The organism is Caballeronia sp. Sq4a (assembly GCF_023170545.1).
In the GTDB taxonomy this organism is placed as follows: Bacteria; Pseudomonadota; Gammaproteobacteria; order Burkholderiales; family Burkholderiaceae; genus Caballeronia.
On the sequence record NZ_CP084250.1, the window covers coordinates 1356444 to 1377659 of the forward strand.

The following is a 21216-nucleotide window of genomic DNA, read 5'->3' on the forward strand; positions in this document are numbered from 1 at the left end:
CTGTGCGTTTCCTTAACGATTGTGTTCATACTGCTCGCAGATTTCGTCGACGGACTTCACGACATGCGCGACATCGTCCGCGCTCATGCCGGGAAAGAGCGGCAAGGTCACGGTGCTCGCGCCGAAGCGCTCCGCATGCGGGAACATGCCTTCCTTGAACCCGCGCTCGCGGTACAGCGTGAACAGATGCAGCGCCGGATAATGCACGCCGCTGCCGACGTTGCGCTCCTTCAGTTGCGCCATGAACTCCGCACGCGTGAGGTTCAGGTTGTCCAGCGGCAGCGCGATCTGGAACATATGCCAGTTGCTGTCGGCGAAGTTCTTGACCGGCAGCCCCACGCCGAGCCGCGCCGCCGCGCCGCCTTCGAACGCGTCGAAGTAGAGACGCGCCAGTTCGCGGCGGCGTTCGGTGATCGACTCGATCCGGCGCAGCGAACCGAGCCCGACGCGCGCCGCGACATCCGTGAGATTGTATTTGCCGCCCAGCACGTCGCAGTCCATGCCGTCGAAGCCCGTGCGCGTGATGCCCTGCAGCCGGTACTTGCGCGCGAGTTCCGCTTCCTCTTCGTTGTTCATCACGAGCGCGCCGCCTTCTATCGACGTCACGTTCTTGTTCGCGTGAAAGCTGATCGACACCAGATCGCCGAACGAACCGACGCGCTTGCCGCGCCAGCTCGCACCGACCGCCTGCGCGGCGTCTTCGATCACGCGCAGCTTGTGGGCGCGCGCGATCTCATAGAGCCGGTCCATGTCCACCGGCAAGCCCGCGAGATACACCGGCATCAGCGCTTTCGTGCGCGGCGTGATCGCGCGTTCCAGCAAGTTCAGGTCCATGTTGCGCGTGACCGGGTCGATATCGACGAAAACCGGCGTGGCGCCCACTTCCAGAATGACGTTCGCGGTCGAGACCCAGGTCATCGGCGTGGTGATGACCTCGTCGCCCGCGCCGACGCCCGCGATCCGCAGCGCGATTTCCATCGTGCAGGTGCCGGAATTGAACGCGCGCACCGGACGGCCGCCGAAGTACGCGGACAACTCCGCTTCGAACTGCTGATTCTGGGGGCCGGTGGTGATCCAGCCGGAGCGCAGCACGTCGACGACGCCCTGGATGGTCTCTTCGTCGATCTCGGGCTTGACGAAGGGCAGGAACGGCCGCGAGGTCTGAGTCATGGAGTGTGTGCTTAAAGAGTGTGGAGAGAATCGGGGGTCAGCCGCGCGCGAGCACGGCCACGCCGACGAGAATGATGCCGATGCCGACGAGCCGCTGCACCGACAGCACTTCGCCGAACAAATACCATGCCGCAAACGCGTTGACGACGTAGCCGAGCGAGAGCATCGGGTAGGCAAGCGACACGTCCACGCGCGACAGCCCGACGATCCACACGACCACGCTCACGACGTAGCACGCGAGGCCGCCGATGATAGGCCACTGCGTCGCGATCTTGAAGCCGACCGGCAGAATGTTCGCCGGCGTCATGTCGAAATGGCCGACGGCATTCACGCCTGCTTTGAGCAACAGTTGGGCGCACGCGTTCAACAATACGCCGATGACGATGCAAGTGAAGGAAATCGGGTTCATCGATGAAGAATAAGGATACTCGGTTCGCCGCCGGATGCCGAACGCTCGTGCGCCGGCGGCACCGTGGCGGGGCGGGGCGGCGCCATCAAGGCTGCGGCTTTTCGACGATCACGCGGCGCGCGTCCCGGGCGATGACCTGCATCGGCACATGGCGCGCGAGCATCTGGTCATAGCGCGACGGCGGCAGCAGCGCAAGCGCGTAGCGGTCGGCGTCCCATTGTTTCACCCAGTCGTCGAGCGTCGGCAGCCACTTCTGCGGCTCCGCATGCACGCCGAAATTCAGCTCGTCGGCTTCCTGCACCATGATCATCGTGTGGCCGAGGTAGAAGGGCATCGTGTGATCGAGCTTCGCGACCGAATAGAACGGCGTGTCGGGCGGCAGCTTCGCCATCGCCGCCTTCACGGCGGGCACGAGCTTCACGCCCGAGCTGTCGGTGCCGAACACATCGTGGCCGGTGCCCGCGATGGTCCCGAGCAGCAGCCACGCCGCGCCGAGTCCCGCCGCGCCCGCGAGCACGCTGCGACGGTTCAGCCACAGCGCGACGATCGTCACGACGAACGCCACCGCGAGTCCCGCATAGACCCACACCTGGAACTCGCGATACAGCGCATTCGGCGTGTTCGCGCTCCCGGCCCGGCCGATGAAGATCGCGCCGAACGCCGCGGCGATCAGAAACACCGCATAGCCGATCAGGTGCCTGCGGTACTGGCTGCGCGTGAGCGACGGCAGATAGAGCCCCAGCACGAGCGCGATGGCCGGCGCGATAGGCAGCACGTACGAAATCAGCTTCGAGTGCGACGCGCTGAAGAACATGAAGATGAACGCGGACCAGATGAGCAGCATCGTCACCGGCGCGAAGCCGTTCGGCTGGCGCGGCGTCTTGATGCCGTGGCGCACGCTCTGAAACGCGATGGACAGCCACGGCAGGAACCCGACGATCAGCACCGGCACGAAGTAATAGAACGCGCCGGGGCGGTTCTGCTCGGGCGTCAGATAGCGCTTGAACTGCTGGACGATGAAGAAGAAATCGAAGAACTCGGGATTCTTCATCTGCACGAGCACGAACCACGGCGCGGCGACGAGAAGGAACACGATCAGCCCGCTGCCGATATAGAGCCGCTTCCACAGCGCCCAGTCGCGCGAGACCAGCGAATAGAGCACGAGCACCGCGCCCGGCAGAATCAGCCCGACCAGCCCCTTCGAGAGCACGGCGGCGGCCATCGCGGCCCAGCAGAGCCACATCCACAGGCGCACTTGCCGCGTCGGCAGGCCGGGGCGCTGCGCGAGCAGCAGCGCGCAAAGCGTCACCTCCATCCAGAACGACAGGCCCATGTCGAGCGTGTTGAAGTGGCCCATCAGGTTCCAATACGGGCACGTCGCGAGGATCACGGCGGCGGCGAAACCGGTCATCGCGTTGAACACGCGCGTGCCGGTGTAGCCGACGAGCAGCACGCCCGCGAAGCCGGTGAGCGCCGTATAGAGCCGCGCCTGCCATTCGCCGATGCCGAACCACGCGAACGTCAGCGCGTTCGCCCAGGTTTGCAGCGGCGGCTTCTCGAAATACTTGTAGCCGTTGTAGCGCGGCGTTATCCAGTCGCCGGTCACGAACATCTCGCGCGCCATTTCGGCGTAGCGGCCTTCGTCGCTCGGCACGAGATGACGCAGGCCGAGCGGCGCGAACCAGACGATCGCGAGCGCGAGTACGAGAAGAATGAGCGAAAGACGTGTGAGCGGTAGCCGCGAAGGCGTATCGTTCATGAAGTCGACCTGTCCGATGCCGCAATTGCGGCGCTAGTGATTCGAAATGGCTTGGCGAGGCGCGATGCCGGCGCTTTCATGCGCCCGGTGCTCCCGGCGCGCTCGCGCATCCTGAGGCACGCATGCGCCGCCGAAGTTCGCTCGCAACGGCCATGACGTGCGGGACGCGGTGGCGTGCGCGCCGGGCGGGAGTGTATCGCACGGACGGCCGCGATTCGTCAATTTGGCGCACGCGGTTAGGGCACGCGCAGCCCGCGACCCGCGAGTGTGCCTGACCCCGGCTTATCGGACGCTTATTGAAGCTCCGGGTGACATCACTCTTCGATCAGAAGCGCAGCGGCGACGCGCCGTCCCTCGGACATCAGAATGTTGTAGGTGCGGCAGGCCGCGCCGAAGTCCATTGTCTCGACGCCGATGTGATGCTTCGCCAGATTCGCGACGAGGCGCGGATGCGGGAAGCGCAGCTTCGCGCCGCTGCCGAAGATCACCACTTCGGGCGCGGCTTCGATGAGCGCATCGAAGTCGGCGGGGGTGAGGGCGTCGAACGCGGCGACGGGCCAAGCCTGCACGGGCGCGTCCGGCACGATGATGACGCTGCCTTCGTGGCGCTGAAGATTGACGGCCACGAAACCTTCGCCGTAGCTCGTGATGGTGTTGAGCGCGCCGCTGGATTCCTGATGAAGTTTCAAAACGATGATCCGGCAAGGAAAGAGGGGGCGGGCCCGGTTCCGGCTGATGCGCCGCGGCTGATCCGGCGCGGCGCTTTAACGGGGCGAAGCGCTCCCGCCGATGGTGCATTGCGGAACTGAGCCATAATCAGTAAATTATAACTTTCCGGCCGCCGGGTTCGCTTGCGGCGCCCGTTGCGCTCGCGTGCCGCCACAAGCCGCCATCGACACGCAATCCGGCCGGCAGCGCCCTTGCCCTATCTGGCCCGGCGTCAATCGCGGCGCCGGCCATTGCGCAGAGTCAAACGGCTGGGTCGGCCGCACAACTCCGTAACGTCCCGCTTTGCCTGTCCGGCGCTGTTTCGTCGATACTCGTCGACACTTCGGCGATACTTCGAGCGGCGCCGCGCGTCCGGACGGCGCGGTGGCCGCCGAAATCGCCCGCTTCAGCAGCCGCACAACAAGCGAACCCGACAGCCCGTTCAACAAAAGAGCCGCTAGCCGTGAAACCGATCCTTAAATCCAATAAGCTGCAAAACGTCTGCTACGACATCCGCGGACCCGTGCTCGAACACGCGAAGCGCCTCGAAGAGGAAGGGCATCGCATCATCAAGCTGAATATCGGGAATCTGGCGCCGTTCGGCTTCGAGGCGCCAGACGAGATCATTCAGGACATGATCCGCAATCTGCCCGGCTCGTCGGGCTATTCGGACTCGAAGGGCGTGTTCGCGGCGCGCAAGGCGATCATGCACTACACGCAGCAAAAGGGCGTGGCGGGCGTCGAACTGGACGACATTTTCATCGGCAATGGCGCGTCCGAACTGATCGTGATGGCCATGCAGGCGCTCCTGAACGACGGCGACGAAGTGCTGTTGCCCGCACCCGACTATCCGCTGTGGACCGCGGCCGTGAGCCTTTCGGCGGGCACGCCGCGCCATTACATGTGCGAGGAAGGCAACGGCTGGATGCCCGATCTCGACGACATCCGCGCGAAAATCACGCCGAACACGAAGGCGCTCGTCGTCATCAATCCGAACAACCCGACGGGCGCGCTGTATTCGGACGAACTGCTGCTGGAACTGATCGGCATCGCGCGCGAGCACGGTCTCATCATTTTCGCGGACGAGGTGTACGACAAGATCGTCTATGACGGCAAGACGCATACGTCGATGGCCGCGCTCTCCGAAGATGTCATCACGGTCACGTTCAATAGCCTGTCGAAAAGCTATCGCTCGTGCGGCTATCGCGCGGGCTGGATGGCGATTTCCGGGCTGATCGAGGAGAACCGTCGCCGCGCGAAGGACTATCTGGAAGGGCTCGGCATTCTCGCGTCGATGCGCCTGTGCCCGAACGTTCCCGGCCAGTACGCCATTCAGACGGCGCTCGGCGGCTATCAGAGCATCAACGACCTGATCGTGCCGGGCGGGCGGCTTTTCAAGCAGCGCGATCTCGCCTACGACATGCTCACGGCCATTCCCGGCGTGAGCTGCGTGAAGCCGCAGGCCGCGCTCTACATGTTCCCGAAGCTCGATCCGAAGATGTACCCGATCGCCGACGACCAGCAGTTCATCACGGACCTGCTGCTCGAAGAACGCGTGCTGCTCGTGCAAGGCACCGGCTTCAACTGGCCGACGCCGGATCATTTCCGCGTGGTCTTCCTGCCGAACATCGACGATCTGGCCGATTCGATCAACCGCATCGCGCGCTTCCTCGACGGCTATCGCAAACGGCACTCCGCTTAAATCTCCCTTTATAAGACTCGCGCAGTATGGAACCGATCAAAGTAGGACTCTTGGGCTTCGGCACGGTGGGCAGCGGCACCTTCACGGTGCTGCGGCGCAATCAGGAAGAAATCAAACGACGCGCGGGCCGCGGCATCGAGATCGCGCGCATCGCGGTGCGCACGCCGGCCAAGGCGAAGGCTGCGGAGGGCGTCGCTGTCACCGACGACTTCCACGCGGTCGTCGACGATCCTGCCATCGATATCGTGTGCGAAATGATCGGCGGAACGGGTTTCGCGCGGGAGCTGGTGCTGCGCGCGATCGCCAACGGCAAGCACGTCGTGACCGCGAACAAGGCGCTGCTCGCGGTCCACGGCACGGAGATTTTCGAAGCGGCGCGCGCGAAGGGCGTAATGGTCGCGTTCGAGGCGGCGGTGGCGGGCGGCATTCCGATCATCAAGGCGCTGCGCGAGGGGCTGACCGCGAATCGCATCGAGGCCATCGCGGGCATCATCAACGGCACCACGAACTACATTCTCTCGGAGATGCGCGACCGCGGCATCGACTTCGCGACGGCGCTTTCGGCCGCGCAGGGGCTGGGCTACGCGGAAGCCGATCCGACCTTCGACATCGAAGGCGTCGACGCCGCGCACAAGATCACGATCATGAGCGCGATTGCGTTCGGCGTGCCGGTGCAGTTCGACCGCGCGTACGTGGAAGGCATCAGCAAGCTCGCGGCCATCGATATTCGCTACGCGGAAGATCTCGGCTATCGCATCAAGCTGCTCGGCATCGCGCGGCGCACGGAGAAGGGCATCGAGTTGCGCACGCATCCGACGCTCGTGCCGGAAAAGCGCCTGCTCGCGAACGTCGAAGGCGCGATGAACGCGGTCGTCGTGCACGGCGATGCGGTCGGCATGACGCTCTACTACGGCAAGGGCGCGGGCGCGGAGCCGACGGCTTCCGCCGTGGTCGCCGATCTCGTGGACGTCACGCGTCTGCATACCGCCGATCCGGAGCATCGCGTGCCGCATCTGGCTTTCCAGCCCGATAGTCTTTCGAACACGCCGATCCTGCCGATCGACGAGATCACGAGCGGTTACTACCTGCGGCTGCGCGTGGCGGACGTCACGGGCGTGCTCGCCGACATCACGCGCATTCTGGCGGACAAGGGCATTTCCATCGACGCGCTCTTGCAAAAGGAATCGCAACAGGTCGACGGCGGCCACAAGGGCGAAACGGACATCATCCTCATCACGCACGAGACCGTGGAAAAGAACGCGAACGCGGCCATCGCCGAGATCGAGGCGCTCGCGACGGTGGTCTCGAAGGTGACGAAGCTGCGCATCGCAGCCCTCAATTAAGCGCAGGAAAGCGACATGAACTACATCTCGACGCGCGGCGCCGGCACCGGCGAGCGCCACACGTTTTCCGACATCCTGCTCGGCGGTCTCGCGAAGGACGGCGGCTTGTACTTGCCGGCGGAATATCCGCGCGTATCGGCCGATGAACTCGCGCGCTGGCGCACGCTGTCTTACGCGGATCTCGCATTCCAAGTGCTCTCGAAGTTTAGCGACGACATTCCCGCCGACGACCTGCGCTCGCTCACGCGCAAGACGTACACGGCGCAGGTCTACAGCAACGTGCGCCACGAGGAAAGCGCGTCGCAGATCACGCCGCTCAAGACTCTGGGCGTGGAAAACGGCGCGCCGCTTTCGCTGCTGGAGCTCTCCAACGGTCCGACGCTCGCGTTCAAGGACATGGCCATGCAACTGCTCGGCAATCTGTTCGAGTACGCATTGGCCAAACACGGCGAGGAACTGAACATCCTCGGCGCGACGTCGGGCGATACGGGCAGCGCGGCCGAATACGCGATGCGCGGCAAGACGGGCGTGCGCGTCTTCATGCTGTCGCCGCACAAAAAGATGAGCGCGTTCCAGACCGCGCAGATGTTCTCGCTGCAGGACCCGAACATCTTCAATCTGGCCGTGGAAGGCAACTTCGACCACTGCCAGGACATCGTGAAAGCCGTCTCGAACGATCACGCCTTCAAGGCCAAGCACAAGATCGGCACGGTCAATTCGATCAACTGGGCGCGCGTCGTCGCGCAGGTGGTCTACTACTTCAAGGGCTATTTCGCCGCGACGAAGAGCAACGACGAGCGTGTGTCGTTCACCGTGCCGTCCGGCAATTTCGGCAATGTGTGCGCGGGACATATCGCGCGCATGATGGGCCTGCCGATCGACCAACTCGTCGTCGCGACGAACGAAAACGACGTGCTCGACGAGTTCTTCAGAACAGGCGTGTATCGCGTGCGCGGCGCGGCGGAGACGTATCACACGACCTCGCCGAGCATGGACATTTCGAAGGCGTCGAACTTCGAGCGTTTCGTGTACGACCTGCTCGGCCGCGATCCGGCGCGCGTCGTGCAGCTTTTCCGCGATGTCGAGGAGAAGGGCGGGTTCGACCTCGCGGCGAGCGGCGACTACGCCCGCGTGAAGCAGTTCGGCTTCGTGTCGGGCAAGAGCGGCCACGACGACCGCGTGCGGACCATCCGCGACGTCTTCGAGCGTTACGACACGATGATCGACACGCACACGGCGGACGGCGTGAAGGTGGCGCGCGAAAACCTGAAGCCCGGCGTGCCGATGATCGTGCTGGAGACGGCGCAGCCGATCAAATTCGGCGAAACCATCCGCGAGGCGCTCGATCGCGAGCCCGAGCGGCCGGCGGCATTCGTGGGACTTGAAAAACTGCCACAAAGGTTCGATATCGTTCCTGCCGATGCGGCTGTCGTGAAGGCATACATCGCCGAGCGGACCTGAGTTTCGGGAGCCACACGACGCGCGGGGGCGCGGCCTGAGCGAGGGCCGCGCCCCCGCGGTGCTTTCAGCGCCCGCACCGCGCCCATGACGCATCATCGCGGGCATTTTTGCCGGACGCCGTGCCGGACAACTGCCCGCAGAACCGCCGCAGACGGCGAAAAAGCCGTCAAAAGCTGCTAAAATCTCAGGTTTTTCGCCGTACTCCATTCGAAAGGACGCGCCGTGCTGTCTACCGCCAATATCACCATGCAATTCGGGCCCAAGCCCCTCTTCGAGAACATCTCGGTCAAGTTCGGCGAAGGCAATCGCTATGGCCTGATCGGGGCGAACGGCTGCGGCAAGTCGACGTTCATGAAGATTCTGGGCGGCGATCTCGAACCCACTTCCGGCAACGTCATGCTGGAGCCGAACGTGCGTCTCGGCAAGTTGCGTCAGGATCAGTTCGCGTACGAAGACATGCGCGTGCTCGACGTCGTCATGATGGGCCACACCGAAATGTGGGCCGCGATGACCGAGCGCGACGCGATCTACGCGAACCCGGACGCCACCGACGACGACTACATGCGCGCCGCCGAACTCGAAGCGAAGTTCGCGGAATACGACGGCTACACGGCGGAAGCGCGCGCGGGCGAACTGCTGCTCGGCATCGGCATCAACATTGCCGATCACAACGGCCCGATGAGCAACATCGCGCCGGGCTGGAAGCTGCGCGTGCTGCTCGCGCAGGCGCTGTTCTCGAAGCCCGACGTGCTGCTGCTCGACGAGCCGACCAACAACCTCGACATCAACTCGATCCGTTGGCTGGAAGACGTGCTCAACCAGTACAACTCGACGATGATCATCATCTCGCACGATCGGCACTTCCTGAACCAGGTCTGCACGCACATGGCAGACATGGACTACGGCACGCTGAAAATCTGGCCGGGCAACTACGACGACTACATGCTCGCGAGCACGCAGGCGCGCGAGCGTCAGCAGGCCGCGAACGCCAAGGCGAAGGAACGCGTGGCCGATCTCCAAGACTTCGTGCGCCGCTTCTCGGCCAACAAGTCGAAGGCGCGCCAGGCCACCAGCCGCCTGAAGATGATCGACAAGATCAAGATCGAGGAATTCAAGCCGTCGTCGCGGCAGAACCCGTTCATCCGCTTCGACTTCGAGAAGAAGCTGCATAACATCGCGGTGGTGGCCGAAAGCATCACGAAGAAGTACGACCGGACCATCTTCCAGAACTTCAGCTTGAGCGTGCAGCCGGGCGAACGCATTGCGATCATCGGCGAGAACGGCGCGGGCAAGACCACGCTGCTCAAGGCGCTGAAGGGCGCGCTCGAACTGGACGGCGGCACGGTCAAGTGGGCGGAAAACGCGAACGTCGGCTACATGCCGCAGGACACGTACGAAGAGTTCCCGAAGGACGAGACGCTGACCGAGTGGGTCGACCAGTACCGTCAGGAAGGCGACGACGACCAGATGGTGCGCGGCACGCTCGGCCGGCTGCTGTTCAACGCGGACGACATCAAGAAGAACGTGAAGGTGCTGTCGGGCGGCGAGAAGGGCCGCATGATCTGGGGCAAGCTGATGCTCGGCCGCCACAACGTGCTCCTGATGGACGAGCCGACCAACCACATGGACATGGAGTCGATCGAGTCGCTGCAGATCGCGCTGGACAAGTACGAAGGCACGCTCATCTTCGTGTCGCACGACCGTGAATTCGTGAGCGGGCTGGCGAACCGGATCATCGAGGTGAAGACGGACGGCACGCTGCGGGACTTCGGCGGCAATTACGAGGATTTCCTGGCGAGCCAGGGGATTCAGTAAGCCGGCAAGTTCGGCCGAAGAAGAGGGAAAAGCCGCGTTCGCGGCTTTTTTCGTTTTTAGACGCCGGTTTTGCTGTGTCGGGCGACCGCCCAACGCTCACAGCTTGTCGTTCCGAAACCGCATCGCCGTTCCTTCGCGCGTGATCCGCTCCCAGATCGCGCGCTTTTCCTCGTCGCTCAGGAAAACCCAGTTCGAGACTTCGCCCGCCGTGCGGCCGCAGCCTTTGCAGACCTCGTCGAAAAGCGTGGAGCACACGCCGATGCAAGGGCTGTCGGGAAGGTCGTGGAGAATCGAGGACATGAGCGGGATCGTCGGAAATGAATCAGCGGGCAATACTGTAGCCTATCCGCGCGATCCAGTGATGCCGCTGGTTGTAGTCCAGAATGTCCTCGCCGTAGCCGTTGAAATAGCTCGCGAACAGATAGCCGCCCCACGCGCTGCCGATCAGCTTCGCGAGCGGATAGGTCAGTTGCGATTCGACGCTGCCGTACCAGTGCTTCGTGCCCTTGCGCAGCGTGGTCGCGAGTTGCCAGCTATCCGGGCTGCCGTATTTCACGAGGAAATCGACATAGCCGCGGTAATCCGCGATATCTTCGTTGCCGCTCTTCGACAGGTAGTAGTAGAACTTCGGCGATAGCGTCAGGTGATTGCTGTTGAGGTCGCCGAAATCCCAGGTCGGTCGAACGAACGCGATGTTGATCGCGCGCGACTCGGGGCCGCTTCGCCCGTTCGACTCATGCCCGATTCCCGCCGCGACGCCCATGCGCGTAAACAGCGGGCTCTTCCAGCCGGTGTCCTGCACGTAGTAGAAAAGCTGCGGCTGATAGCTCGTGTCGCGAAAGGGCGCGGACGGCGCCGACAGATTCCAGATCGACGTCTGCGTGTACGCGAAATACAGGTTGTCGAGAAAGCCGCGCGAGCGCGGATCGTCGGGCAGATGCAGCCGGTATTTGAAGCTGAACTGGAACTTGGCGAGATTGTCGCCGTTGCGGCCGTCGGCGAAGTAGATCGGCTCGAAGGTCGAGAAGCGGCCGGAGAGCATGGTGTCGGTCGTCGTGGTCGGCACGTCCGACGTGTTTGCAACGGCGGCCGCGCTCGCGAGTTGCGTCGGCGTCGCCGCTTGCGTCTCGCGCTTCTCGGCGGCGACCACCTGCGTCTGATCCTCGCCCCGGTTCAGCGTGACGAGCATCGGCGAGGCATCGAAGCCCACCGGATCGATCTTGATGGTGCCGCGCGCCGAGTCCGGCCACGGCGCGGAATAACGCACGCGCCGATACTGTCCCGGCGCGAGTCGCAGTCGATCTGGCGTCTTCGGATCGCGCGCGAGGACGAGCGGCGCGGGCGGCAGATCGCCGTTGGTCAGGCGCACGGTGAGCTGCTTCGGCACGTCCACGGTGAGCGGCTTCTCGTCGTCGTCGGTGTAGAGAAGCGTCAGTTCGAGCGGCTGCGTGGCGGCCGCTTCGCGCGCCGGTTGCAGCACGGCGACGGTCGCGTGCGCGGCGGTGCCGATCGAGAGACCCGACACAAGGCACATGCACCGCAGCGTGCGGCGGATTCGGAGGTGGAGGAACGGAATCGCAAGCAAACGGGGGCCTGAGGCCATGTAGTCGGCATCCTGTTGGCAAAGGGGAGATCGTCGGACTGCGGTGTCGCTGCGGTCTTTATGCGTCCGACGAAGAGCACGAACTTTCGATCCTAACCGGATGACGCCGACCTTGCCCAGACGCCGGCGCTGTGTTGTCCGCGATGTCGAACGTTCAGTGGCCCGTCGCCGCTTGCCACAGCATCGCGGCATTGAGCGCGACGATCACGCCCGCGCAGCCCCACGACAGCAGGAGCGGCACCCGCGCGACGCGCCAGCGGCCCATGAGCCCGGCATCCGAAGCGAAGCGCACGAGCGGGATCACCGCGAGCGGCAACTGCACGCTCAACACGACCTGCGTCGCGACGAGCAGCGAGTTCGAGCCATGCGGACCGAAGCTCGCGACCGCCGCGAGCGCGGGGCCGATGGCGAGGCCGCGCGTGAGCAGCGCCCGCGCCCAGCGCGCCACTTTCAGATTCAGAAAGCCTTCCATCACGGCCTGGCCGGCGAGCGTGCCGGTCACCGTCGCGTTGAGTCCGCACGCGAGCAGCGCCGACGCGAACGCAATGCCCGCCCAGTGACTGCCGACGAGCGGCGCGATGAGCCGATGCGCGTCCGCGAGATCGTCGACTTCGGCGTGGCCGCCCGCGTGGAAGACGGCGGCGGCCACGATCAGCAGCGACGCGTTGACGATGAACGCAATCGCAAGCGACGCGAACGTGTCGATGTTCACACCTTTGAGCGCGTCGCCGATGGCTTCGTCGTCGCGGTCCGCCGCATGGTCCCGCACGAGCGACGAATGCAGATAGAGGTTGTGCGGCATCACGGTCGCGCCGAGCACGCCGGCCGCGAGCCAGAGCATGCCGGCGTCGCGAATCAGGGCGCGCGGCGGCGCGAAGCCTGCCAGCGCCTCGTGCCACGCCGGATGCGCGAGCGCAAGCTGGATCACGAAGCAGAAGCTCACGAACAGGATCAGCGCGGTCACGGCGCGCTGCAACCGCCGCTTGCCGCGGCTTTGCAGCGCGAGCATCGCGAACGTGCCGACCGCCGACATCAGCACGCCCACCGTGAGCGAGACGCCGAGCAGCATCTGCAACGCGACGGCGCTGCCGACCACCTCGGCGACGTCGCACGCGATGATCGCGACTTCGCACGCGAGCCACAGCACGATGGTCGTGCGGCGGCTGTAGCGCTCGCGGCAAAGCTGCGCGAGATCGCGGCCGGTCACGACGCCGACGCGCGAGGCGACCCACTGGAGCAGCATGCCCATCAGGCTCGCGAGCAGCACGACGAAGAGCAACTGATAGCCGTAACGCGCGCCGCTGGAAAGCGCCGTCGCCCAGTTGCCCGGGTCCATGTAGCCGACGGCGACGAGCGCGCCGGCTCCGGCGAACGAATACCAGCGGCCGCGCGGCCGCCGGGGCGGGAGATCGCGCGTGCCGGGGCGGGACGGTGCGCCGGACTTCGAGGCGGAGAGTTGAGCAAGCGCGGACGGGTTGGTGTTCATGCAGACGGTGGCCTCGAGGTGCGGTGCGACGGCGCGCTCGGGCGGTTCCCGAGGCCGCCGCGGCATCGTGCGTGACGGATAAGCGTGACGGATGCCACGACGGCGACGCTTTCCCGCGACGCACGCCGGTTGGTTAAGCAACGACTGTTCCGCTGCCCCCTCGGGCGAGGTCCGAAAGCGCCACGCGCCGCTTTTCGCGGCGGAACGAGAAGGGCACGCGACCGGCGGACGGGCGAACGTCACATGTGATGACATTACTGCGGCCTTTCGGCGCGGCCGAACCGAAGCGCGTGGTTTTATCCGGTGTCGCGCGGGGCGATTAGGGGCTAAAATGCGCGCACTTTTACGGGCGAAGGGCGTTGGCGCCGTCGCCCGTGTGCTTTGCGCGACAAGCGGCGCATTATTTTTTGTCGCACTTCGGTTTAGTGGTAGTTTTCGGGGTTTTACAGGCTGTCGCGGGCCGCTCGACCAGAAGAGCCGTACCGCGTGCGCGATGCCATCGAGAAGTCGGAACAAGGGAGAATCGAGATGAACAACAAACTGGCGAAGCTCGCGGGCGCGCTCGGGTGCGCGGCGATGCTGCTTCCGCTCGGGGCATCGGCGAAAGATACGCAACTCAACGTGTACAACTGGTCGGACTACATCGCCAAGGACACGATCCCGAACTTCACCAAGCAGACGGGCATCAAGGTGAAGTACGACAACTACGATAGCGACGACACGCTGCAGGCGAAGCTGCTCACGGGCAACTCGGGCTACGATATCGTCGTGCCGACGAGCAACTACGCCGGCAAGCAGATTGCCGCGAACATCTTCTCGCCGCTCGACAAGTCGAAGCTGCCGAATTTGAAGTATCTCGATCCCACGTTGATGCAACTCGTCGCGGGCGCGGACCCCGGCAACAAATTCGCGGTGCCTTGGGCGTACGGCACGACCGGCCTCGGCTATAACGTCGACAAGGTGAAGCAGATCCTCGGCCCGAACGCCGAGCTGAACAACTGGGACATCCTCTTCAAGCCGGAGAACATCTCGAAGCTGAAGGCGTGCGGGGTGTCCGTGCTCGACGCGCCGGACCAGATGTTCGCGGCCGCGCTGCACTACATCGGCAAGGATCCGATGAGCACGAATCCCGCCGACTATCGCGAAGCACTCGCGATGCTGAAGAAGATTCGCCCCTACATCACGCAGTTCAATTCGTCGGGCTATATCAACGACATGGTCGGCGGCGATATCTGCTTCACATACGGTTGGTCGGGCGACGTGGTGATCGCCAAGCACCGCGCGATCGAGGCGAAGAAACCGTTCAAGATCGATTACTACATTCCGAAGGGCGGCGCGCCGATCTGGTTCGACGTGATGGCGATTCCGAAGGACGCGAAGAACAAGGAAGCCGCGCACGAGTGGATCAACTACATCGAGACGCCGCAGGTCCATGCCGCGATCACGAACGCCGTGTACTACCCGAGCGCGAATCTGGAAGCGCGCAAGTACGTGGACAAGGACGTGGCGAACGACCCGGCGGTGTATCCGCCGCAGGACGTCATCAAGACCCTGTTCCTGCTGAAGCCGCTGCCGCCCGAGATCCAGCGTCTGCAGACGCGGCTCTGGACGGAATTCAAGTCCGGCCGCTGAGTCGAGAGAACCGGTTATTCATTGAAATGACGAAGCCCTCGGACCTCCGGGGGCTTTGTTCGTGATTCGTCGGCGAAAGTGAAAGCGGCGAACCACAGACGCAGGAGTCGAACAGGCAATCATGAGTGAGCAGTCGAGCGCGTTGAAGGCAGCGCCACAATCGGGCCGGCCGCAGCCGGGCAGTGCGGCATCCGGTCCGGGCACGGACGACAACTTCGTGCAGGTCGTGAACGTCGTCAAGAAATTCGGCGAGACGGTGGCCGTTCGGGGCGTCGATCTGTCGGTGAGGAAGGGCGAGCTTTTCGCGCTGCTCGGCAGTTCCGGATGCGGAAAGTCGACGCTGCTGCGCATGCTGGCGGGCCTCGAATCCGTGACGGAAGGGCAGATTCTGATCGACGGCGAAGACCTCGCCAAAATGCCGCCGTATCGCCGGCCGGTCAACATGATGTTCCAGTCGTACGCGCTCTTTCCGCACATGAGCGTGGAGTCGAACGTCGCGTTCGGGCTGAAGCAGGAAGGCGTGAAAGGCGGCGAGCTGAAAGACCGCGTGGAGAACGCGCTGCAACTCGTGCAGATGGCGCAGTTCGCAAAGCGCAAGCCGCATCAGCTTTCCGGCGGCCAGCAGCAGCGCGTGGCGCTCGCGCGCAGTCTCGTCAAGCGTCCGAAGTTGCTGCTGCTCGACGAGCCGATGTCCGCGCTCGACAAGCAGATTCGCCAGCGCACGCAGATGGAGCTCGTGAACATTCTCGACAAGGTCGGCGTCACCTGCATCATGGTCACGCACGACCAGGAAGAAGCGATGACCATGGCGAACCGCCTCGCCGTGATGAGCGAAGGCCGCATCGTGCAGCTCGGCACGCCGCATGATGTCTACGAGTATCCGAATACACGTTTCTCGGCGCAGTTCATCGGTTCGACGAATCTCTTCGACGGCACGGTGGTCGAAGACGAGCCGGACCACATCTTCGTGGAATCGGCGGAACTGCCGGTGCGCCTGTACGTGAGCCACGGCATCACCGGGCCGCTCGGCATGCCGGTGACCATTTCCGTGCGCCCCGAGCGCATCGCGCTCACGCGCAAGCCGCCCGAAGGCGCGTTCAACTGGGGCCGCGGCAAGATCAGCAACATCGCTTATATGGGCGGCTACACGCTCTATCACGTGACGCTGGAAAGCGGCAAAACCGTGGTCGCGAATCTGTCGAGCCTCGCGATCGGCGAGATCGAATCGCCGACTTTCGATGACGAAGTCTACGTGCGCTGGAGCGCGTCGGCGGGCGTGGTGCTGACGTCATGATGATGAACGTGCTCAAGCGCATCGGCGTGAGCGGGCGCACCGCGGTCATCGCCGGGCCGTATCTGTGGCTGTTGCTGCTGTTCTTCGTGCCGTTCCTGCTGGTCGTGAAGATCAGCTTCGCGGACAGCGAACTCGGCATTCCCCCGTATACGCAACTCGTCGCGATGAAAGACGGCGTGATGAACATCGCGCTGGATTTCTCGCACTACGCGTTCCTGTTGACGGACAGCCTGTACTTCGCGACCTACATGAATTCGCTGCTGGTCGCGGCGGTGTCGACGGTGCTGTGCCTTCTGATCGGGTATCCGATGGCGTATTACATCGCGCGTTCTAATCCGGCCACGCGCAATGTGCTGATGATGGCCGTGATGCTGCCGTTCTGGACCTCGTTCCTGATTCGCGTGTACGCGTGGATCGGCATTCTCAAGAACAACGGACTCCTGAATAACTTCCTGATGTCCATCGGCCTGATTCATACGCCGATCGAGCTATACCACACAAATATCGCCGTCTATATCGGCATGGTGTATTCGTATCTGCCGTTTCTCGTGATGCCGCTCTACGCGCATCTCGTGAAAATGGACCTGACCTTGCTCGAAGCCGCCTACGACCTCGGCGCGAAACCGTGGAAGGCATTCGTGCAGATCACGCTGCCGCTGTCGAAGAACGGCATTATCGCGGGATGCCTGCTCGTGTTCATTCCGGCGGTGGGCGAGTACGTGATTCCGGAACTGCTCGGCGGCGCGGATACGCTGATGATCGGCCGCGTCATGTGGAACGAGTTCTTCGATAACGCCGACTGGCCGATGGCTTCGGCCGTCACCTGCGCGATGGTCCTGCTGCTGCTCGTGCCGATGGCGCTTTTCCAGCACTTCCAGGCGAAGCAACTGGAGGAAAACCGATGATCAAGCCGAGCCGTTCGCTGCAAATCACGGCGTTGGCAATCGGGTTCGCGTTTCTGTATATCCCGATCATCAGCCTCGTCGTGTACTCGTTCAACGACTCGCCGCTCGTCACCGTGTGGACCGAGTTCTCGCTGAAGTGGTATCGCGCGCTGTGGTCCGACGACGAACTCATCAACGCCGCGTGGCTGTCGCTGCGCATCGCGTTTCTGACGGCGTGCGCGTCGGTCGTCATCGGCACATGGGCGGGCTTCGTGCTCGCGCGCATGGGGCGCTTTCGCGGCTTCACGCTGTACACCGGCATGATCAACGCGCCGCTCGTGATTCCCGAAGTCATTCAGGGCATCTCGCTGCTGCTGCTGTTCGTCGAAATGGCGAAGCTGATCGGCTGGCCGGCGGGGCGCGGAATCTTCACCATCTGGATCGGGCATGTGATGCTGTGCATCTCGTATGTCGCGATCATCGTGGAATCGCGCGTGCGGGAACTGAATCCGTCGCTCGAGGAAGCCGCGCTCGATCTCGGCGCGACGCCGCTGCGCGTGTTCTTCGCGATCACGTTGCCGCTCATCTCGCAGGCGCTCGTCGCCGGCTGGCTGCTGTCGTTCACGCTGTCCATCGACGACCTCGTGCTGTCGGCGTTCCTGTCCGGACCGGGATCGACGACACTGCCGCTCGTCGTGTTTTCGCGCGTGCGTCTCGGCCTGAATCCGGAGATGAATGCGTTGGCCACGCTCTTTATCGCGCTGGTAACGGTGGGGGTGATCGCGGCAAATGTCTTCATGCAGCGCAGCGAGCGGCGGCGGCTCGCGGCGGTGAGTTGACGCGTTCACGCGTGCAAGCGACAAAACGGCCCCGGAAGGGGCCGTTTGCACATCAGGGCGTGGCGATATGCTTCGCGAACGTGTCGGCGTCGGTGTTGGTCCCGCAGAGCAGGAGGCCGACGCGCTTGCCTTGCAAGGTCTCGCGCAACGGGCCGAGCAGGGCGGCGGTGGACGCAGCGCACGCCGGCTCGACCGCCAGCTTCAGTTCGCTGAACAACTGGCGCATGCCGTTGCGCAACTCGCTGTCCGACACGGTCACGACGGCGTCGATGTGACGGCGACACAACTCGTAGCTGTACTGCTCGGTATGCGGGGCCATCAGCGAATCGGCGATGCTGTGCATCGTGCCCATCTTCACCGTATGGTTGGCCGCGAAACTGCGGCTCATCGCATCCGATCCTTCCGGCTCCACGCCGTACACGTGCAGCGCGGGATTCGCGAGGCGCATCGCGGTCGAGACGCCCGCCGCGAGCCCGCCGCCGCCGATCGGCACGATGACCGCATCCAGATCGGGCGCTTGCGACGTCCACTCATAGCCGAGCGTCGCGGTGCCGAGCACCGTGCGATAACCGTTGAACGGATGGATGAACACGCGTCCTTCTTCCGCTTCGACGCGCCGCACGACATCGAATGCTTCAGCGACGTTCTCCGCGAACACGATCTCCGCGCCGAAGCGCCGGCACAACTCGACGCGCGCCGGGTTCGCCGTTTTGATGATGACGACCTTTGCGCCGACGCCCATGCGCTGCGCCGCGTAGGCGACGGCGACCGCGTGATTGCCCGCCGACACGCAGGTGACGCCCGCGGCACGCTCGCTCTGGGTCAGCGCGAGGATGCTCGAGAACGCGCCGCGCGCCTTGAACGTGCCGCTTGCCTGCAACAGCTCGAACTTGAACGTGACGGGCGTGCCTTCCAGCTTCGGAAAGTCGTGCCGCTCGAACACCGGCGTGCGCGCGACCCACGGCGCGAGCGCCATATGCTGTTCGGCGATCTCGTCCAGGGTCGGGATCGGCGTGCCGTCGATCGTGTTGTCGGTAGGCTGTATCGCGCTGGACATGGCGTGCAATGCGTTTTCCGATGAACGATCAGCGCGCCTGCGCGTCGACCGACATGCTGTGAATGAACTTGCCGAGGAACGCTTCGCAAGCGGCGAGTTGTTCGAGCGACACGTACTCGTTCGCCTTGTGCGCCTGCTCGATGTTGCCGGGCCCGCACACGATGCTCGGCACGCCCGCGAGCGCGAAGAGTCCCGCCTCGGTGCCGTACGCGACCTTGCGCTTTTCCTGGTTGCCGGTGAGCGCGCGCACGAGTTGCGTGATGGCGGCCTGCTCGGTGGCATCGAGCCCCGGCGCCGACGCGATCTTGGAGAACTCGATCGCGCCGTTCGCGTGCTCCTTCTGCATCTTCGGCACGAGCGTCTCGCGCGTGTACGACTCGATGCGCGCGAAGATGGCTTCCGGGTCCATCGTCGGGAGATTGCGGAATTCGAAGTCGAAGCTGCATTCGGCGGGCACGGTGTTCAGCGCGTTGCCGCCCTTGATGGTGCTCGTCTGCGCGGTGGTGAAGGGCACGTCGTACAGTTCGTCGAACGGGCCTTTGGCGCGGAATTCGTCGGCGACATCGCGGATGAAGCAAATCAGGCGCGCCGCATATTCGATGGCGTTGAGGCCCTTCGGCGTCAGAGACGAATGCGCCGCCGCGCCGCGCACGCAGCAGCGAAACGCGTTGATGCCTTTGTGCGCGATGATCGGGCGCATGGACGTCGGTTCGCCGACGATGCAGCCGTCCGGACGCACGCCGCGCTTCTTGAGGTCTTCGATCATCAGCGGCGCGCCTGCGCAGCCGATTTCTTCGTCATAGGAAAGCGCGAAGTGAATGGGCTTGGCGAGCTTCGTCGACTGCATGACGGGCAGCATTGCGAGCGCCGCGCCGATGAAGCCTTTCATGTCGCACGCGCCGCGGCCGTAGAGCAGGCCGTCGCGGACTTCGGGTTTGAACGGATCGCTTGTCCAGTCCTGGCCGTCGACCGGCACGACATCGGTATGACCCGACAGCACGATGCCGCCGTTGGTCTCGCCGTCGTGCGCGGGCACGGTCGCGAAGAGATTCGCCCACTGGCCGCGCGGGTCGGTCGTGATGACGGCTTCGATGCCCGATTTGCGCAAGTCGTCGCGGACGGTTTCGATCAGGCCGAGGTTGGGATTGCGGCTTACCGTATCGAAGGAAATGAGCCGTTCGATCCACGGCAGGGATTGGGGGTTGCTCGAGCTTGCTGCGGCTTCTTGCTGCCGATGCGCCGGGTCAGCGACCTGTGACATTTTTTCTCTCCTGCGGGTAGGGTTCGATCATAGCTGAAAAAAAAGGGGCCGGTCGAAGCGCGTTTTATTGATTGCGATTTCGGCCGTCGGGGCACTTGTTTCGTACTGGCCCATGGTTTGCCTTTACGCGCACGCGGGTCACGTTCTTTGCTGCAGAGCAGGGCGGCGACATGGGTAGCGGGTGTGTCAAAACATAGGTAACATTCCGATGAATGGTTCGCCCAGGAGTCGGTCGTGGACCTGGATAGCAAAGCCATGAAGCAACTGCGGCTTGGATTCGCGAACCTGGCCAGCCAAGAAGGTGCCAATCAACGCGCCTCGTGTCGTCAGTACCGCATTAGTCCGAAGGCCGGTTACAACTGGATCGGGCACTACGAGTAGGGCGACGCCGCGACTGCCGATCGATGTCGGCGTTCGTCCATAGCCGTAGCGTACGGCGGCCGATGTCGAGGCGCGCGTGGTCGAACTGCGTCAGGCGTAGCCCGCATGAGACCCCCCGAGATAGCCCGTCACCTATGTGTCTGAGCCAGATAATTCTGTCAGGTGGCGTTGAATACAAAGATAAGACTTGCGTTCGACCGGTTCCAGTCCACCGTCGTCATCCTTTCCAGGTCACCCCTCATCGTCGTCTGCGCTCACCGACAGCGACAAGAGTGTTTCAAAGAACAAAAGCGGCGGCGGCTCGAATGCAGCGTCGCGCTGTTGGTCCAATCTCTAACCTGCATTACGCTAAACCTTCGGTGGACGAGCCTTTCCAGACGGCGCGCCTAGACATCATCCGTTTCTGTCACGT

Annotated in this window: 18 protein-coding genes; 9 read left to right on the plus strand and 9 right to left on the minus strand. The window is 63.8% G+C overall.

Translation table 11 applies throughout. From position 1 onward, the window contains the following. Window positions 1-12: 12 nt before the first annotated feature. From LDZ24_RS06475 to LDZ24_RS06490, 4 genes are all read right to left on the minus strand, one after another. Window positions 13-1170: a DegT/DnrJ/EryC1/StrS aminotransferase family protein gene (locus LDZ24_RS06475; protein WP_248322176.1), complete on the minus strand. Its 1158-nt coding sequence runs from the start codon at window positions 1168-1170 to the stop codon at window positions 13-15. 37 nt (window positions 1171-1207) lie between these two features. Next, the gene (locus tag LDZ24_RS06480) at window positions 1208-1579 is read right to left on the minus strand and encodes an SMR family transporter (protein WP_175940252.1); all 372 of its coding nucleotides are present in this window, start codon (window positions 1577-1579) and stop codon (window positions 1208-1210) included. 85 nt (window positions 1580-1664) lie between these two features. Next, the gene (locus LDZ24_RS06485) at window positions 1665-3338 is read right to left on the minus strand and encodes a glycosyltransferase family 39 protein (protein ID WP_248322177.1); all 1674 of its coding nucleotides are present in this window, start codon (window positions 3336-3338) and stop codon (window positions 1665-1667) included. Window positions 3339-3652: 314 nt separating this feature from the next. Continuing rightward, window positions 3653-4027 (minus strand): Mth938-like domain-containing protein, encoded by a 375-nt coding sequence (locus LDZ24_RS06490; protein WP_248322178.1) that lies wholly within the window; start codon window positions 4025-4027, stop codon window positions 3653-3655. 482 nt (window positions 4028-4509) lie between these two features. Here LDZ24_RS06490 and LDZ24_RS06495 point away from each other — a divergent pair, with 482 nt between their 5' ends. The 4 genes from LDZ24_RS06495 (at window position 4510) to LDZ24_RS06510 (ending at window position 10367) form a co-directional block, all read left to right on the plus strand. Further along, window positions 4510-5748 carry a pyridoxal phosphate-dependent aminotransferase gene (locus LDZ24_RS06495; protein ID WP_206468098.1) on the plus strand — a complete coding sequence of 413 codons (1239 nt, stop codon included), beginning with the start codon at window positions 4510-4512 and terminating at the stop codon, window positions 5746-5748. Between the two features lie 26 nt (window positions 5749-5774). Then, a complete protein-coding gene (locus LDZ24_RS06500) occupies window positions 5775-7091 on the plus strand; it encodes a homoserine dehydrogenase (RefSeq protein ID WP_248322179.1) in 1317 nt (438 codons plus the stop codon). 15 nt (window positions 7092-7106) lie between these two features. Next, window positions 7107-8552, plus strand: coding sequence for a threonine synthase (thrC, locus tag LDZ24_RS06505; RefSeq protein WP_248322180.1), 1446 nt, complete (start codon window positions 7107-7109; stop codon window positions 8550-8552). Window positions 8553-8774: 222 nt separating this feature from the next. Next, window positions 8775-10367: an ABC-F family ATPase gene (locus LDZ24_RS06510; RefSeq protein ID WP_248322181.1), complete on the plus strand. Its 1593-nt coding sequence runs from the start codon at window positions 8775-8777 to the stop codon at window positions 10365-10367. A 96-nt stretch (window positions 10368-10463) separates the two neighbouring features. Here the strand turns inward: LDZ24_RS06510 and LDZ24_RS06515 are convergent, their stop codons facing one another. The 3 genes from LDZ24_RS06515 to LDZ24_RS06525 form a co-directional block, all read right to left on the minus strand. After that, window positions 10464-10667, minus strand: coding sequence for a DUF1289 domain-containing protein (locus LDZ24_RS06515; RefSeq protein ID WP_159836099.1), 204 nt, complete (start codon window positions 10665-10667; stop codon window positions 10464-10466). Between the two features lie 22 nt (window positions 10668-10689). Then, a complete protein-coding gene (locus LDZ24_RS06520; protein WP_248322288.1) occupies window positions 10690-11901 on the minus strand; it encodes a phospholipase A in 1212 nt (403 codons plus the stop codon). Window positions 11902-12124: 223 nt separating this feature from the next. Then, complete coding sequence (locus LDZ24_RS06525) at window positions 12125-13456, minus strand: Nramp family divalent metal transporter (protein ID WP_248322182.1); 1332 nt, start codon at window positions 13454-13456, stop codon at window positions 12125-12127. Between the two features lie 576 nt (window positions 13457-14032). Between LDZ24_RS06525 and LDZ24_RS06530 the strand changes: the two genes are divergently transcribed. The 4 genes from LDZ24_RS06530 to LDZ24_RS06545 all read left to right on the plus strand — a co-directional run bounded on the left by LDZ24_RS06530 (window position 14033) and on the right by LDZ24_RS06545 (window position 18105). Next, window positions 14033-15088, plus strand: a complete 1056-nt coding sequence (locus tag LDZ24_RS06530) for a polyamine ABC transporter substrate-binding protein (RefSeq protein ID WP_248322289.1) — start codon at window positions 14033-14035, stop codon at window positions 15086-15088. Between the two features lie 121 nt (window positions 15089-15209). Beyond that, window positions 15210-16382 (plus strand): ABC transporter ATP-binding protein, encoded by a 1173-nt coding sequence (locus LDZ24_RS06535; RefSeq protein WP_248322183.1) that lies wholly within the window; start codon window positions 15210-15212, stop codon window positions 16380-16382. Continuing rightward, complete coding sequence (locus LDZ24_RS06540) at window positions 16379-17287, plus strand: ABC transporter permease subunit (RefSeq protein WP_175940262.1); 909 nt, start codon at window positions 16379-16381, stop codon at window positions 17285-17287. Before LDZ24_RS06535 ends, LDZ24_RS06540 begins: the two co-directional genes overlap by 4 nt. Next, the gene (locus tag LDZ24_RS06545) at window positions 17287-18105 is read left to right on the plus strand and encodes an ABC transporter permease subunit (RefSeq protein WP_248322290.1); all 819 of its coding nucleotides are present in this window, start codon (window positions 17287-17289) and stop codon (window positions 18103-18105) included. Before LDZ24_RS06540 ends, LDZ24_RS06545 begins: the two co-directional genes overlap by 1 nt. A gap of 52 nt (window positions 18106-18157) precedes the next feature. On the opposite strand, the gene LDZ24_RS06550 is transcribed toward LDZ24_RS06545, so the two are convergent. Next, window positions 18158-19162: a threonine/serine dehydratase gene (locus LDZ24_RS06550; RefSeq protein WP_248322184.1), complete on the minus strand. Its 1005-nt coding sequence runs from the start codon at window positions 19160-19162 to the stop codon at window positions 18158-18160. A 28-nt stretch (window positions 19163-19190) separates the two neighbouring features. Beyond that, entirely contained in the window at window positions 19191-20423 is a 1233-nt protein-coding gene (gene argE, locus LDZ24_RS06555; RefSeq protein WP_248322185.1) for an acetylornithine deacetylase, read from the minus strand. A gap of 234 nt (window positions 20424-20657) precedes the next feature. On the opposite strand from argE, the gene LDZ24_RS06560 reads away from it, so the two are divergent. Then, entirely contained in the window at window positions 20658-20804 is a 147-nt protein-coding gene (locus LDZ24_RS06560; protein ID WP_248322186.1) for a hypothetical protein, read from the plus strand. Window positions 20805-21216 lie beyond the last annotated feature (412 nt).

Coding starts and splice junctions, on each gene's coding strand:
- argE (WP_248322185.1), bottom strand. CDS start 20,423: ATGTCACAGGTCGCTGACCCGGCGCATCGGCAGCAAGAAGCCGCAGCA.
- LDZ24_RS06530 (WP_248322289.1), top strand. CDS start 14,033: ATGCTGCTTCCGCTCGGGGCATCGGCGAAAGATACGCAACTCAACGTG.
- LDZ24_RS06480 (WP_175940252.1), bottom strand. CDS start 1,579: ATGAACCCGATTTCCTTCACTTGCATCGTCATCGGCGTATTGTTGAAC.
- LDZ24_RS06500 (WP_248322179.1), top strand. CDS start 5,775: ATGGAACCGATCAAAGTAGGACTCTTGGGCTTCGGCACGGTGGGCAGC.
- LDZ24_RS06520 (WP_248322288.1), bottom strand. CDS start 11,901: ATGTGCCTTGTGTCGGGTCTCTCGATCGGCACCGCCGCGCACGCGACC.
- LDZ24_RS06540 (WP_175940262.1), top strand. CDS start 16,379: ATGATGATGAACGTGCTCAAGCGCATCGGCGTGAGCGGGCGCACCGCG.
- LDZ24_RS06550 (WP_248322184.1), bottom strand. CDS start 19,162: ATGTCCAGCGCGATACAGCCTACCGACAACACGATCGACGGCACGCCG.
- LDZ24_RS06535 (WP_248322183.1), top strand. CDS start 15,210: ATGAGTGAGCAGTCGAGCGCGTTGAAGGCAGCGCCACAATCGGGCCGG.
- LDZ24_RS06515 (WP_159836099.1), bottom strand. CDS start 10,667: ATGTCCTCGATTCTCCACGACCTTCCCGACAGCCCTTGCATCGGCGTG.
- LDZ24_RS06475 (WP_248322176.1), bottom strand. CDS start 1,170: ATGACTCAGACCTCGCGGCCGTTCCTGCCCTTCGTCAAGCCCGAGATC.
- LDZ24_RS06525 (WP_248322182.1), bottom strand. CDS start 13,456: ATGAACACCAACCCGTCCGCGCTTGCTCAACTCTCCGCCTCGAAGTCC.
- LDZ24_RS06485 (WP_248322177.1), bottom strand. CDS start 3,338: ATGAACGATACGCCTTCGCGGCTACCGCTCACACGTCTTTCGCTCATT.
- thrC (WP_248322180.1), top strand. CDS start 7,107: ATGAACTACATCTCGACGCGCGGCGCCGGCACCGGCGAGCGCCACACG.